The 13,098-nt window shown below is 50.7% G+C and carries 15 protein-coding genes and 1 riboswitch; of the genes, 9 read left to right on the top strand and 6 right to left on the bottom strand.

What is annotated here, in order from left to right:
* Nucleotides 1-6: 6 nt before the first annotated feature.
* Nucleotides 7-429, bottom strand: coding sequence for a DUF1249 family protein (locus NA986_RS07465; protein WP_000833404.1), 423 nt, complete (start codon nucleotides 427-429; stop codon nucleotides 7-9).
* A complete protein-coding gene (gene nudF, locus NA986_RS07460; RefSeq protein ID WP_023215696.1) occupies nucleotides 426-1,058 on the bottom strand; it encodes an ADP-ribose diphosphatase in 633 nt (210 codons plus the stop codon). The genes NA986_RS07465 and nudF overlap by 4 nt, the downstream gene beginning before the upstream one ends.
* Nucleotides 1,059-1,258: 200 nt before the next feature.
* Here nudF and tolC point away from each other — a divergent pair, with 200 nt between their 5' ends.
* The 3 genes from tolC (at nucleotide 1,259) to NA986_RS07445 (ending at nucleotide 4,787) form a co-directional block, all read left to right on the top strand.
* Nucleotides 1,259-2,734 (top strand): outer membrane channel protein TolC, encoded by a 1,476-nt coding sequence (tolC, locus tag NA986_RS07455; RefSeq protein WP_072100461.1) that lies wholly within the window; start codon nucleotides 1,259-1,261, stop codon nucleotides 2,732-2,734.
* 212 nt (nucleotides 2,735-2,946) lie between these two features.
* Nucleotides 2,947-3,618, top strand: coding sequence for a DUF1190 family protein (locus NA986_RS07450; RefSeq protein ID WP_000831528.1), 672 nt, complete (start codon nucleotides 2,947-2,949; stop codon nucleotides 3,616-3,618).
* Nucleotides 3,619-3,623: 5 nt separating this feature from the next.
* On the top strand, nucleotides 3,624-4,787 hold the full coding sequence (locus NA986_RS07445) for a glutathionylspermidine synthase family protein (protein WP_000442833.1): 1,164 nt from the start codon (nucleotides 3,624-3,626) through the stop codon (nucleotides 4,785-4,787).
* Between the two features lie 61 nt (nucleotides 4,788-4,848).
* Here the strand turns inward: NA986_RS07445 and ygiD are convergent, their stop codons facing one another.
* Nucleotides 4,849-5,637 carry a 4,5-DOPA dioxygenase extradiol gene (gene ygiD, locus NA986_RS07440; RefSeq protein WP_001518640.1) on the bottom strand — a complete coding sequence of 263 codons (789 nt, stop codon included), beginning with the start codon at nucleotides 5,635-5,637 and terminating at the stop codon, nucleotides 4,849-4,851.
* Between the two features lie 140 nt (nucleotides 5,638-5,777).
* On the opposite strand from ygiD, the gene zupT reads away from it, so the two are divergent.
* On the top strand, nucleotides 5,778-6,551 hold the full coding sequence (gene zupT, locus NA986_RS07435) for a zinc transporter ZupT (protein ID WP_000115874.1): 774 nt from the start codon (nucleotides 5,778-5,780) through the stop codon (nucleotides 6,549-6,551).
* Nucleotides 6,552-6,617: 66 nt separating this feature from the next.
* Here zupT and NA986_RS07430 read toward each other — a convergent pair whose 3' ends face one another.
* Nucleotides 6,618-6,794, bottom strand: a complete 177-nt coding sequence (locus NA986_RS07430; protein WP_000469259.1) for a hypothetical protein — start codon at nucleotides 6,792-6,794, stop codon at nucleotides 6,618-6,620.
* Nucleotides 6,795-7,193: 399 nt separating this feature from the next.
* Here NA986_RS07430 and NA986_RS07425 point away from each other — a divergent pair, with 399 nt between their 5' ends.
* Genes NA986_RS07425 through dsbI form a run of 3 tightly spaced genes read left to right on the top strand, consistent with a single transcriptional unit; the run spans nucleotide 7,194 to nucleotide 10,373 of the window.
* A complete protein-coding gene (locus tag NA986_RS07425; RefSeq protein WP_000460265.1) occupies nucleotides 7,194-8,990 on the top strand; it encodes an aryl-sulfate sulfotransferase in 1,797 nt (598 codons plus the stop codon).
* Between the two features lie 19 nt (nucleotides 8,991-9,009).
* Nucleotides 9,010-9,681 carry a thiol:disulfide interchange protein DsbA/DsbL gene (locus tag NA986_RS07420; RefSeq protein WP_000096230.1) on the top strand — a complete coding sequence of 224 codons (672 nt, stop codon included), beginning with the start codon at nucleotides 9,010-9,012 and terminating at the stop codon, nucleotides 9,679-9,681.
* A 14-nt stretch (nucleotides 9,682-9,695) separates the two neighbouring features.
* Complete coding sequence (gene dsbI, locus NA986_RS07415) at nucleotides 9,696-10,373, top strand: protein-disulfide oxidoreductase DsbI (protein WP_000345576.1); 678 nt, start codon at nucleotides 9,696-9,698, stop codon at nucleotides 10,371-10,373.
* Nucleotides 10,374-10,543: 170 nt separating this feature from the next.
* On the opposite strand, the gene ribB is transcribed toward dsbI, so the two are convergent.
* Nucleotides 10,544-11,197 (bottom strand): 3,4-dihydroxy-2-butanone-4-phosphate synthase, encoded by a 654-nt coding sequence (ribB, locus tag NA986_RS07410; protein WP_001076978.1) that lies wholly within the window; start codon nucleotides 11,195-11,197, stop codon nucleotides 10,544-10,546.
* A gap of 105 nt (nucleotides 11,198-11,302) precedes the next feature.
* A riboswitch (FMN riboswitch) is annotated at nucleotides 11,303-11,501 on the bottom strand.
* Between the two features lie 132 nt (nucleotides 11,502-11,633).
* Between ribB and ubiK the strand changes: the two genes are divergently transcribed.
* A complete protein-coding gene (gene ubiK, locus NA986_RS07405; RefSeq protein WP_000566824.1) occupies nucleotides 11,634-11,930 on the top strand; it encodes a ubiquinone biosynthesis accessory factor UbiK in 297 nt (98 codons plus the stop codon).
* Nucleotides 11,931-12,003: 73 nt separating this feature from the next.
* Here ubiK and glgS read toward each other — a convergent pair whose 3' ends face one another.
* Nucleotides 12,004-12,213 carry a cell surface composition regulator GlgS gene (gene glgS / locus NA986_RS07400; protein ID WP_000928927.1) on the bottom strand — a complete coding sequence of 70 codons (210 nt, stop codon included), beginning with the start codon at nucleotides 12,211-12,213 and terminating at the stop codon, nucleotides 12,004-12,006.
* Nucleotides 12,214-12,470: 257 nt separating this feature from the next.
* Between glgS and NA986_RS07395 the strand changes: the two genes are divergently transcribed.
* On the top strand, nucleotides 12,471-13,091 hold the full coding sequence (locus NA986_RS07395; protein ID WP_000171739.1) for an OB-fold-containig protein: 621 nt from the start codon (nucleotides 12,471-12,473) through the stop codon (nucleotides 13,089-13,091).
* The last annotated feature ends 7 nt before the right edge of the window (nucleotides 13,092-13,098 follow it).

Below are 13,098 nucleotides of genomic sequence, written 5' to 3'. Positions count from 1 at the left end.
ACGACGCTAATAAACCGGAATCGCCATCGCTCCATGTGCTAAACAGAATCGTAGCCAGTCGGCCAGAAACTGATTAATTTGATGCTTTTCGTCGCGTTGATGCAACTTTTTATTTGGATAATCATACCGCGCTTTGAAGCGAAAGATCTGCTGGCTTGAACACACTTCAGCCACCATCGCATCATGGTAGAGGCGCACCGTCAGCGACGGCAGGCTCCAGTAGGTGATGGCTGGCGCCGTTTGCTCGATCGTTACAAGCGTAGTGTATCGGGTCGATTCCACAATCGTTAACCGATATTGTACGTTGCCCACCTGATAGCTCACCGTTTCACCGGGGGCGTCATTGCGCGGCAGCAGGCGGCGCAATTGCGAAAAATTGGTTTCGCACAAACGCATCATTTCTGGGAAGTCAGGTGTATAACGCTTCATTTTTTCCACTCGTTTTTTAACTCTTGATGATGCAACTGAAGCCATTGCAAAGCGATGACTGCGGCTGCGTTGTCGATTTTCCCCTCTTCTACCCACTGGTATGCCTGTTCCCGGCTTACCACATGAACCCGAATATCTTCGTTTTCATCCGCCAGACCATGAATACCTACCGCGGTCGTGGCGTCCACTTCACCCACCAGAATAGATGAGCGCTCGCTGGTTCCTCCTGGACTCGCCAGGTAACTGATGACCGGTCGGGTGCGGCCTACGGTCAGCCCCGCTTCTTCCATCGCCTCCCGCCGGGCGACCGCCTCAATGGTTTCGCTTTCTTCTATCATGCCAGCGACCATCTCCAGCAGCCACGGCGTAACGCTTGTGTCATACGCGGCAATACGAATCTGTTCGACCAGCACCACCTCGTCGCGTTCAGGGTCAAAGGGTAGCAAGACGGCGGCGTGCCCGCGCTCAAAAATTTCGCGCTTTACCTCGCCACTCATTTCTCCGTTGAATAAACGATGGCGGAATCGATACACATCCAATGAAAAAAAACCGCGATAGCGCGTTTCCCGTGCAATAATTTCTACATCGCTTTTGGTGAAAGTAACTGGCAAGTTGTCTGATTTACGCATTGTGCTGCCCTGCTAGCAATAATGATTAAATGATGAATTTCAAGGGTGGTTGACTGCTGTTTTATCACCCTTGTGGTAAATTGGTGCCAATTAAGGCTCGTATGGCACGTAACGCCAACTTTTTGCAGTGGCGGATTCTGCTAGAATCAGCAATTATTTTTACAAATTGATCAGCGCTAAATACTGCTTCACAACAAGGAATGCAAATGAAGAAATTGCTCCCCATCCTTATCGGCCTGAGCCTGTCGGGGTTCAGCACACTAAGCCAGGCAGAGAACCTGATGCAAGTTTATCAGCAAGCACGCCTGAGCAACCCGGAATTGCGTAAATCCGCTGCCGATCGCGATGCTGCATTCGAAAAAATTAACGAAGCGCGTAGTCCTTTACTGCCGCAACTGGGTTTAGGTGCCGACTACACCTACAGCAACGGTTATCGCGATGCGAACGGTATCAACTCCAATGAAACCAGCGCTTCTCTGCAATTAACGCAGACGCTATTTGATATGTCGAAATGGCGTGGGCTCACCCTGCAAGAAAAAGCAGCAGGCATTCAGGATGTCACCTATCAGACCGATCAGCAGACGCTGATCCTCAATACCGCGAACGCGTATTTTAAGGTATTGAACGCTATTGATGTGCTTTCCTATACCCAGGCGCAAAAAGAGGCTATCTACCGTCAGTTAGATCAAACGACGCAACGTTTTAACGTGGGTCTGGTCGCCATTACCGACGTGCAAAACGCCCGTGCGCAATATGATACCGTACTGGCGAATGAAGTGACCGCCCGCAACAACCTGGATAACGCGGTAGAAGAGCTGCGCCAGGTAACCGGTAATTATTACCCGGAGCTGGCGTCGCTTAACGTCGAGCATTTTAAAACCGACAAACCCAAAGCTGTTAATGCGCTGCTGAAGGAAGCGGAAAACCGTAACCTGTCGCTGTTGCAGGCGCGTTTAAGTCAGGATCTGGCGCGCGAGCAAATCCGTCAGGCGCAGGATGGCCATCTGCCGACGCTGAATTTAACGGCCTCAACCGGCATTTCTGATACCTCTTATAGCGGTTCTAAAACCAACTCCACCCAGTACGACGATAGCAATATGGGGCAGAATAAAATCGGCCTGAACTTCTCCCTGCCGCTGTATCAAGGTGGGATGGTTAACTCGCAGGTAAAACAGGCGCAGTATAACTTCGTCGGCGCAAGCGAACAGCTGGAAAGCGCGCACCGTAGCGTGGTGCAAACCGTACGTTCTTCCTTTAACAATATTAACGCCTCCATCAGCAGCATCAACGCGTATAAACAGGCAGTCGTTTCCGCGCAAAGTTCTTTGGATGCAATGGAAGCCGGTTACTCGGTCGGTACACGTACCATTGTTGACGTACTGGATGCCACCACCACTCTGTATGATGCCAAGCAGCAACTGGCCAACGCGCGTTATACCTATTTGATTAATCAGTTAAATATCAAATATGCGCTCGGTACGCTGAACGAGCAGGATCTGCTCGCGCTTAACAGTACGTTGGGTAAACCTATCCCGACGTCGCCGGAAAGCGTAGCGCCGGAAACGCCAGAGCAGGATGCTGCCGCAGACGGTTATAATGCCCATAGCGCCGCGCCGGCAGTACAGCCGACCGCCGCTCGCGCCAACAGCAATAACGGCAATCCATTCCGGCATTGATAAGTTATTCGCTGGCGCTGCGCTTATCAGACCTGTGCCCTTGTAGGTCTGGTAAGCGCGGCGCTACCTGTCATGAAGCCGCGCCTGAACGTAAGGCAACGTAAAGATCCTGCTATTCCGCCGCATTCTCGCCTTTTCTCGCTTCAATTTCGACCAGTCATCCTCTATTCTGAAGGCATGTTGTATTTACCACTGGGTCCTGGAAGACAAATATGAAACGGACAAAATCCATCCATCACGCATCATTTCGCAAAAGCTGGAGCGCGCGGCATTTAACGCCGGTCGCCCTGGCGGTTACGGCTGTTTTTATGCTGGCTGGCTGTGAAAAAAGCGATGAAACCGTATCGCTGTATCAAAACGCTGATGACTGTTCAGCGGCGAATCCGGGCAAAAGCGCGGAGTGTACAACTGCGTATAACAATGCTCTGAAAGAGGCCGAACGTACTGCGCCTAAGTACGCTACACGCGAAGATTGCGTCGCCGAGTTTGGCGAAGGTCAGTGCCAGCAAGCACCCGCACAGGCTGGCATGGCGCCGGAAAATCAGGCGCAGGCTCAACAATCCAGCGGCAGTTTCTGGATGCCGCTTATGGCAGGTTACATGATGGGGCGTCTGATGGGCGGCGGCGCAGGCTTTGCGCAACAGCCGCTGTTTAGCTCGAAAAACCCGGCCAGCCCTGCATACGGCAAATATACCGATGCGGCAGGTAAAAACTACGGCGCGGCGCAACCGGGCCGGACAATGACCGTACCGAAAACCGCGATGGCGCCGAAACCGGCCACCACAACAACCGTTACCCGCGGCGGTTTTGGCGAATCCGTCGCCAAACAGAGCACCATGCAGCGTAGCGCTGCCGGTACTTCAACACGTTCGATGGGCGGCTGATACGCATGGAAAGAGTCAGTATTACCGAGCGCCCGGACTGGCGCGATAAAGCGACTGAATACGGGTTTAATTTTCACACTATGTATGGTGAACCGTACTGGTGTGAAGACGCTTATTACAAGTTAACGCTCGCCCAGGTGGAAAAACTGGAAGACGTTACCGCCGAGCTGCACCAGATGTGCCTCAAGGTAGTAGAACGCGTCATCGCCAGCGATGAGCTGATGACGAAGTTTCGTATTCCAAAACATACCTGGGGTTTTGTTCGCCAGTCCTGGCAAACGCAACAACCGTCGCTCTATTCCCGCCTCGATCTGGCCTGGGACGGCATCGGCGAACCTAAGCTGCTCGAAAATAATGCCGACACGCCAACATCGCTGTATGAAGCAGCGTTTTTTCAGTGGATTTGGCTGGAAGATCAGATCAACGCGGGCAATCTGCCGGAAGGCAGCGATCAGTTTAATAGCCTGCAGGAAAAGCTGATTGAACGCTTTGCTGAACTTCGCGAGCAGTACGGTTTTCAGTTGCTGCATCTCACCTGCTGTCGCGATACGGTTGAGGATCGCGGCACCATTCAGTATTTACAGGACTGCGCGGCCGAAGCGGAAATCGCCACCGAATTTCTCTATATCGACGATATTGGTCTGGGGGAAAAAGGCCAATTTACGGATCTGCAGGATCAGGTCATTGCGAACCTGTTCAAGCTCTATCCGTGGGAATTTATGCTGCGCGAGATGTTTTCCACCAAGCTGGAAGATGCCGGCGTGCGCTGGCTGGAACCGGCCTGGAAAAGCATTATCTCCAATAAAGCGTTGTTGCCGCTGTTGTGGGAGATGTTCCCGGACCATCCGAATCTGTTGCCTGCGTATTTCGCCGAAGACGAACATCCGCCAATGGATAAATATGTCGTGAAACCGATCTTCTCCCGCGAAGGGGCGAACGTATCGATTATTGAGAACGGTAAAACGATCGAATCCGTGGAAGGCCCGTATGGCGAAGAGGGTATGATCGTGCAACAGTTCTATCCGCTGCCAAAATTCGGCGACAGTTACACCCTGATTGGTAGCTGGCTGATTAACGATCAGCCCGCCGGAATTGGTATCCGTGAAGATCGGGCGCTGATCACCCAGGATCTCTCCCGCTTCTATCCGCATATTTTTGTCGAAGGATAGATTCTCCTGTAAGCCCGATGCGCGTAGCGCCATCGGGCAATCATTCAGCGCCTTATCCGGCCTACCCCACCTGCACCGACAACATACTTATACTGCCCATCTCAATACCGTCGACCGGGATGGTGATAGGTTCCTTGCCGTCCCAGGCGCCAAGTACATACAGCAAAGGTAAAAAGTGCTCCGGCGTCGGGTTCGATAAGGCACCCCCTTCATGTTGCAGATAATTCACCAGCGGGTGCTGTTCTACCGGCCCCTGCCACGTCAGGTTGGCTTTCACAAAGTCATTAAATGACGCCGCCCAGGGATACGGTATATTGTCACCGTGCCAACGCACAGTCCGCAGGTTATGAACCACATTCCCGCTAGCCACCAGCATCACGCCTTCGTCACGCAGCGTCGCCAGTTTACGACCCATCTCAAAATGCCATGCCGCCGGTTTGGTACTATCAACACTAAGCTGCACCATTGGGATATCCGCATTCGGGTACATCTTGATCAATACGCCCCAGGAGCCGTGATCAAATCCCCACGCCTCTTTATCGAGCGCGACGGGAACGGGAGCCAACAGTTCAACCAGACGCTGCGCCAGCGCAGGCGATCCAGGGGCCGGATAATGCGTGTCATACAGCGCCTGCGGAAAACCGCCAAAATCATGGAGAGTTTGCGGCCTTTCCATCGCTGTGACGCCCGTCCCGCGGGTATACCAGTGCGCCGACACCACCACTATCGCCTGTGGTCGCGGCAGGGCTTCCCCCAATCGCCGCCAGGCGCGGGTATAATCATTATCGTCCAGCACGTTCATCGGGCTGCCATGCCCCAAAAACAATGCTGGCATACACGTTAAAGACATGATGTTATCCTTACAGGAAAGACATTTTGTTAACATCACCATACGCTTTCTTCACAGAGGAAGAACTCAGATAACTATGATGAAGATCATCAGTTATTTTGAAGGTCAGGTTCGGACGGCAAATTGATAAGGAGTAATGGATGTCAGTACCACTTATTCTGACCTTACTGGCGGGCGCCGCCACCTTTATTGGCGCGTTTCTTGGCGTTCTCGGCCAAAAACCGTCTAACCGCGTGCTGGCTTTTTCGCTGGGCTTCGCCGCAGGGATCATGCTGCTCATCTCGCTGATGGAGATGCTGCCCGCCGCGCTTGATACCGAGGGGATGTCGCCTGTACTGGGCTACGGAATGTTTATTATCGGCCTGTTGGGCTACTTCGGGCTGGACCGCCTGCTTCCTCACGCTCATCCGCAGGATCTGGTGCAAAAAAGGCAGCAGCCGCTTCCCGGCTCGATAAAACGCACTGCGATTTTATTGACGCTCGGCATTAGCCTGCACAACTTTCCGGAAGGGATCGCCACCTTTGTCACTGCCAGCAGCAATCTTGAACTGGGTTTCGGCATCGCACTGGCGGTGGCGTTGCACAATATTCCTGAAGGTCTGGCGGTTGCCGGCCCGGTTTATGCCGCGACGGGCTCAAAACGTACCGCGATTTTTTGGGCCGGTATCTCCGGCATGGCGGAAATTCTTGGCGGCGTGCTGGCGTGGCTGATTTTGGGCAGCCTGGTTTCACCGATCGTTATGGCGGCTATCATGGCGGCAGTCGCCGGCATTATGGTGGCGCTCTCCGTCGATGAACTGATGCCGCTGGCAAAAGAGATCGATCCTAACAATAACCCCAGCTATGGCGTGCTTTGCGGTATGTCCATCATGGGGCTCAGTCTCGTCATTTTGCAGACGATAGGTATCGGTTAAGAGAAACGTCGCGCCGGATGCAGGCCTTTAGCCAGGCAACATCCGGCTGCCCGTCAAGGATATGCGCTATTTCTGCTCATTCATCACGCTGTCGCCTTCGCTCGTCTGGCGAAAACGTTTCGTTCGCGCTTCAAGTAATGCATCTCTGTCTTGCCGAAACGCTCTGCAATAACGCTTCATATGGCAAATATACCCTACTACCACCAGAACGATTAATATTATCCAATACCAGGCAATAAACATCCTTTTTACCCTTAAAATTTAACATCACTAAACATTTAACGTTAAAATTTTACATACCCTTATTTTGACGTATTCATATACTGGCATATTTGTGGAACAAATAAATGATTTTGATCATATAAATCAGTGGTGAAACACAATAATGAAAGAGGTATTAAGCAGAAAACAATGTCGATAAGATCACACTTCGTACTAATTTATATTGTTCTTAAAATATCACACTCCTACTATCGACTCACTCAGGCAATTAAAAAATATTGATACAGAATATACTTTAAAATAAGTAATAGCATTATAACTTATATTTAAAGACCAATCATTTACCTCATTTATCATTCATAAAAACATAGTATATTCAGAAGTATTATATTTAGAAGTTGTATATAAGGAGATATATCCATGTTTGACCAATACCGGAAAACAATACTTGCCGGTGCCGTCGCACTGACATGCGGACTCACCGCAGCCAGTACGTTTGCCGCAGGTTTTCAACCGGCGCAGCCCGCAGGGAAATTAGGCGCAGTCGTTGTCGATCCTTACGGTAATGCCCCTCTCACCGCACTGGTGGAATTAGATAGCCATGTTATTTCAGACGTTAAAGTTACTGTACATGGCAAAGGGGAAAAAGGCGTTCCCGTTACTTATACCGTTGGGAAAGAATCTTTAGAAACCTATGACGGTATTCCTATTTTTGGCCTTTATCAGAAATTTGCCAACAACGTCACGGTAGAATATAAAGAAAACGGCAAAGCCATGAAGGATGACTATGTGGTGCAGACGTCCGCCATCGTCAACCATTATATGGATAACCGTTCTATTTCAGATCTCCAGCAAACGAAAGTTATTAAAGTCGCGCCAGGATTTGAAGATCGTCTTTATCTGGTAAATACCCATACCTTTACGCCGCAGGGCGCTGAATTTCACTGGCACGGCGAAAAAGATAAAAATGCGGGCATTCTTGATGCCGGTCCGGCGGGCGGGGCTTTGCCTTTCGATATCGCCCCTTATACGTTTGTGGTCGACACCCAGGGTGAATATCGCTGGTGGCTGGATCAAGATACCTTCTACGACGGCCACGATATGAATATCAACAAACGCGGCTATCTGATGGGTATTCGTGAAACGCCTCGCGGCACCTTTACCGCGGTGCAGGGCCAACACTGGTACGAGTTTGACATGATGGGGCAAATTCTTGCCGATCACAAACTGCCGCGCGGGTTCCTGGATGCGTCTCATGAATCCATCGAAACCGTGAACGGCACCGTACTGCTGCGCGTCGGCAAACGCGATTACCGCAAAGAAGACGGCATACATGTTCATACTATTCGTGACCAAATCATTGAGGTCGATAAGTCTGGCCGCGTAGTAGACGTTTGGGATTTAACCAAAATCCTCGACCCTATGCGTGATGCGCTGCTCGGCGCGCTGGATGCGGGCGCAGTATGCGTGAACGTCGATCTGGCCCATGCCGGACAGCAGGCGAAACTCGAACCGGATACGCCGTATGGCGATGCGCTTGGCGTTGGTGCCGGTCGTAACTGGGCGCACGTCAACTCTATCGCTTATGACGCGAAAGACGACTCCATCATCCTTTCTTCCCGCCATCAGGGTATTGTAAAAATTGGTCGCGATAAGCAGGTGAAATGGATACTGGCACCGTCTAAAGGCTGGAATAAGCAGCTAGCCAGTAAATTGCTGAAACCGGTAGACGATCATGGTAAGCCGTTGACCTGTGACGAAAACGGCAAGTGTAAGGACACCGATTTCGATTTCACCTATACCCAACATACGGCATGGCTTTCCAGCAAAGGCACGTTAACGGTCTTTGATAACGGCGATGGTCGCGGCCTGGAGCAACCGGCTCTACCGACCATGAAATATTCCCGTTTTGTCGAATATAAGATCGATGAGAAGAAAGGCACCGTACAACAAGTTTGGGAATACGGTAAAGAACGTGGATATGATTTCTATAGTCCTATTACCTCGGTTGTTGAATATCAAAAAGACCGCGACACCATGTTCGGCTTTGGCGGTTCTATTAACCTGTTCGACGTTGGTAAACCCACAGTCGGCAAACTGAATGAGATTGACTATAAAACGAAAGAAGTGAAAGTTGAAATTGATGTGCTGTCGGATAAACCCAACCAGACTCACTATCGTGCGTTACTGGTTCATCCAACGCAAATGTTTAAATAAATCACGGGAAGGAATTAATATGTCATCTAAATGGATTACCTCTTTATTTAAAAGCGTAGTATTAACCGCGGCATTGGTCACTCCTTTTGCGGCATCGGCTTTTACCGAGGGCACAGATTATATGGTTCTGGAGAAACCGATTCCTAATGCGGATAAAACGCTGATTAAGGTATTTAGCTACGCCTGCCCTTTCTGCTACAAATATGACAAAGCCGTAACAGGTCCGGTTTCTGATAAAGTAGCCGATCTCGTTACGTTCACTCCGTTCCACCTGGAAACAAAAGGCGAATATGGCAAACAGGCCAGCGAAGTATTTGCAGTCCTGATCGCCAAAGATAAAGCTGCCGGGATTTCGTTATTTGATGCTAAATCACAATTCAAAAAAGCGAAGTTCGCCTGGTACGCGGCTTACCATGATAAGAAAGAGCGCTGGTCAGATGGGAAAGATCCGGCGGCATTTATTAAAACCGGGCTGGACGCCGCAGGCATGAGCCAGGCTGATTTTGAAGCGGCGCTGAAAGATCCTGCCGTTCAGGAGACGCTGGAAAAATGGAAAGCCGCCTATGACGTTGCCAAAATTCAGGGTGTTCCGGCTTACGTCGTCAACGGCAAGTACCTTATCTATACCAAAAACATCAAATCCATCGATTCTATGGCTGAGCTCGTTCGGGAACTGGCCACTAAAAAATAAGCAGGGAAACGATTATGGATTTTATTAAGGGATTATGGCGAGACCTACGCGCAAGACCAGTAGATACGCTGGTGAGATGGCAGGAACAGCGCTTTCTGTGGCTGTTAATGGCCATCGCGATGGGAGGGTTAATTATCCTGGCGCACTCGTTCTTCCAAATCTATCTCTACATGGCGCCGTGCGAACAGTGTGTTTACATTCGTTACGCGATGTTTGTGATGGTAATTGGCGGGGTGATTGCGGCGATAAATCCCAAAAATATCGTGCTGAAGCTGATTGGCTGCATCGCGGCGTTTTATGGCAGCATTATGGGCATTAAGTTTTCTATTAAGCTTAATGGTATCCATCATGCGGTACATAATGCGGACCCCGATTCACTTTTTGGCGTGCAAGGATGTTCGACTGACCCGACCTTTCCTTTCAACTTACCGTTGGCGGAATGGGCACCGGAGTGGTTTAAACCTACCGGAGACTGCGGTTATGACGCGCCTATCGTCCCTGATGGCGTAACGCTCAGTAGCGTACAGCAGTGGTTTGTCGATCTCTACCAGCAGTCCGAAGGCTGGTATCTGCTTCCGCCCTGGCACTTTATGAACATGGCGCAGGCATGTATGTTGGCCTTTGGGTTGTGCCTGATTCTGCTGCTGGTGATGAGCGGCGCCTGGGCATTGAAACTGGCCAGAGGCAAATAACCTGAATAGATAAACCAAAGCAGAGGTCTGCATTCAGGCCTCTGCTTTTCTCACAATAATTTTACCATTCAGCTTATTCGTCGTTCTTTGAAACTGAACAATATGGCACCGAAGGAATACAAAAAAGCCGATGACATCTCATCGGCTTTTTTCAACCATGATCCGTTCGATCAGCTGGCTTTGCGCTCATGCGCCTGGCGGTAAGCCACCAGATCTTCAATCGTGACTACCGCCATATTATGCTGGCCTGCAAACGCGATACACTCCGGCGCGCGCGCCATCGTCCCATCGTCGTTAGTCAACTCGCACAGTACACCTGCAGGTTTAAAACCGGCCAGCGTCATCAGATCGATGGTCGCCTCCGTATGACCGCCGCGCGTCAGCACGCCGCCCGCCTGAGCGCGCAGTGGGAAAACGTGCCCCGGACGGTTAAGATCGGACGGTTTTGCGCCATCCTTAATTGCCGCACGCACCGTAGTGACACGGTCAGCGGCGGAAACACCAGTGGTCACGCCTTCTGCGGCTTCAATGGTCACGGTAAAACCGGTGCCGTAGGCGCTGGTGTTGTTTTCCACCATCATTGGCAAGTCGAGCTGCTTACGACGATCTTCAGTAATACACAGGCAAACAATACCGCTACCGTGACGAATGGTTAACGCCATCTGTTCTACGGTCATCGTCTCTGCGGGGAAAATCATATCGCCTTCGTTTTCACGATCTTCATCATCAAGCACCATCACACCGCGTCCTTCACGCAGCGCATCCAGTGCAAGTTCAACACGTTCAAAAGGCGTACCAAAAGAGGAAAGTAGCGTCTGATTCATGGTAAAAAAACCTCATTAACATTATGGTTACCAGAATCAGGGCAGTCTTAGGAGTGCCGACAAGCGGCAAAAAAATAACGTGAGCGGGTCCATGCCCGACTGGATCGTTACCCTCTCCCATCCGGACTTTAACCGTCGGCCCCGGAATTACACCGGATCTGCTGACCTTTTCGCTATGGCAAAAAGCGCTCGCGGGCTTTCAACCTGCTCTCCGCGTTCCGTCACGGCGCGCCGTGATGAGAAATGCGTTAAACATCGCTGATTTACCGCCGGTGGGGAATTTCGCCCCGCCCTGAGAATAAGCGGGTTAACTATAACGCTATTGATTACCTTCATCAACGCCTTTACTCCGTATGACGTCACACAATTCTGGTTTATGGCGTCCACATATCGCACTACAATAAGAGCTAACACTTACCAGTTCAGGGAAACCACAATGATTGACCCGAAAAAAATTGAGCAAATCGCACGCCAGGTTCATGAGTCAATGCCGAAAGGTATTCGCGAGTTCGGGGAAGATATCGAGAAAAAAATCCGTCAAACGCTGCAATCTCAGCTGACGCGTCTCGATCTGGTGAGCCGCGAAGAGTTTGATGTCCAGACTCAGGTCTTGCTGCGCACCCGGGAAAAACTGGCGCTGCTGGAGCAACGCCTCAGCGAACTGGAAGCTCGCGACAAGCCTGAAGAAGTAAAACCTGCGCCCGCCATCCCGCCAGTCGATCCACAAGAGTAAAAACGTGAACGGGCCTGACGGCCCGCTCATATAAGATCTGAATAATGCCCTGCGCCTGTAAAGGGAGCCTGCATTAGTGTTCTAATTCTAACCTTTTCGCCTGAGTCGCCTGCTGGCAGTAAAGCGCGTAACGCTTGCAAAACCAGTCGCGGTGCTCCTCGTCCATATTGCCGGTTACCGCCTGGATATCAACAGGACGCCCCTCCGCCTGCATTCTGGCAAAACTGCGCGCCAGAAAATCGAAATTATTTAATGAATAGACGTTATTGTTGTTCATCAGCATACCCTCCAGTTATTGAATTCTGTTAAGGCTATATGCTTTTTCTGATTTCAGTATTTCCCTATATGTACGGCGGTTTTATACATAACGTGCGCAAATTTAATGCGCAAAATCACAATATTCACCAAAGATAACGACGGATAAATCGCTTTTCGGACTTAAGGAGATATGGGTCACATGATATTGTAACGCAGTGAAATAACAAGCATGAAAATTATCACGCGAACACCCTTCTGAAGGCGGCGACAAGGATAGAAAATATGACCTTATTTGCGGAGTATAACAGCCCCTATCTGTTTGCCATCGCGTTCGTTTTCTTTATCGGCGTGCTGGAGATGATTTCTCTGATTTTTGGCCACTTTCTTTCAGGCGCGCTCGACGCCCATCTCGATCATTATGACGCCCTGTCATCCGGCCCTGCGGGCCAGGCGCTTCATTATCTGAATATTGGACGCGTTCCCGCCCTGGTCGTCCTCTGTCTATTGGCCGGTTATTTCGGCCTCTTCGGCATCCTCATCCAGCATGGCGGGATCATGCTCTGGCAGGCGCCACTCAGCAATCTGCTGCTGGTCCCGTTGAGCATTGTCCTGTCGGTCTTTGCCGTGCATTACAGCGGAAAAATCCTCGCGCCCTGGCTACCCAGAGATGAAAGCTCCGCCCTCCGGGAAGAGGAATTTATCGGCGGCATGGCGATTATTACCGGCCACGCCGCCGTCGCCGGTACACCTTGCGAAGGAAAATTTACCGATAAGTTCGGCCAGATTCACTATTTACTGCTGGAACCCGAAAAGGGAAAAGAATTTAAAAAAGGAGACAAGGTGCTGATTGTCTGCCGACTTTCCGCAACGCGTTATTTGGCTGAGCGTACCTTCTATGTCTAATTGAGAG

This window comes from Salmonella sp. NW177 (assembly GCF_051811585.1).
GTDB lineage: Bacteria > Pseudomonadota > Gammaproteobacteria > Enterobacterales > Enterobacteriaceae > Salmonella > Salmonella enterica.
Note: the sequence above shows the minus strand (reverse complement) of the source record. Positions and strands in the feature narration are given on the sequence as shown.

What these genes read in the sequence shown, in the direction of transcription:
- NA986_RS07465 (WP_000833404.1), bottom strand. Translation starts at nt 429, where the DNA reads ATGAAGCGTTATACACCTGACTTCCCAGAAATGATGCGTTTGTGCGAA.
- nudF (WP_023215696.1), bottom strand. Translation starts at nt 1,058, where the DNA reads ATGCGTAAATCAGACAACTTGCCAGTTACTTTCACCAAAAGCGATGTA.
- tolC (WP_072100461.1), top strand. Translation starts at nt 1,259, where the DNA reads ATGCAAATGAAGAAATTGCTCCCCATCCTTATCGGCCTGAGCCTGTCG.
- NA986_RS07450 (WP_000831528.1), top strand. Translation starts at nt 2,947, where the DNA reads ATGAAACGGACAAAATCCATCCATCACGCATCATTTCGCAAAAGCTGG.
- NA986_RS07445 (WP_000442833.1), top strand. Translation starts at nt 3,624, where the DNA reads ATGGAAAGAGTCAGTATTACCGAGCGCCCGGACTGGCGCGATAAAGCG.
- ygiD (WP_001518640.1), bottom strand. Translation starts at nt 5,637, where the DNA reads ATGTCTTTAACGTGTATGCCAGCATTGTTTTTGGGGCATGGCAGCCCG.
- zupT (WP_000115874.1), top strand. Translation starts at nt 5,778, where the DNA reads ATGTCAGTACCACTTATTCTGACCTTACTGGCGGGCGCCGCCACCTTT.
- NA986_RS07430 (WP_000469259.1), bottom strand. Translation starts at nt 6,794, where the DNA reads ATGTTTATTGCCTGGTATTGGATAATATTAATCGTTCTGGTGGTAGTA.
- NA986_RS07425 (WP_000460265.1), top strand. Translation starts at nt 7,194, where the DNA reads ATGTTTGACCAATACCGGAAAACAATACTTGCCGGTGCCGTCGCACTG.
- NA986_RS07420 (WP_000096230.1), top strand. Translation starts at nt 9,010, where the DNA reads ATGTCATCTAAATGGATTACCTCTTTATTTAAAAGCGTAGTATTAACC.
- dsbI (WP_000345576.1), top strand. Translation starts at nt 9,696, where the DNA reads ATGGATTTTATTAAGGGATTATGGCGAGACCTACGCGCAAGACCAGTA.
- ribB (WP_001076978.1), bottom strand. Translation starts at nt 11,197, where the DNA reads ATGAATCAGACGCTACTTTCCTCTTTTGGTACGCCTTTTGAACGTGTT.
- ubiK (WP_000566824.1), top strand. Translation starts at nt 11,634, where the DNA reads ATGATTGACCCGAAAAAAATTGAGCAAATCGCACGCCAGGTTCATGAG.
- glgS (WP_000928927.1), bottom strand. Translation starts at nt 12,213, where the DNA reads ATGCTGATGAACAACAATAACGTCTATTCATTAAATAATTTCGATTTT.
- NA986_RS07395 (WP_000171739.1), top strand. Translation starts at nt 12,471, where the DNA reads ATGACCTTATTTGCGGAGTATAACAGCCCCTATCTGTTTGCCATCGCG.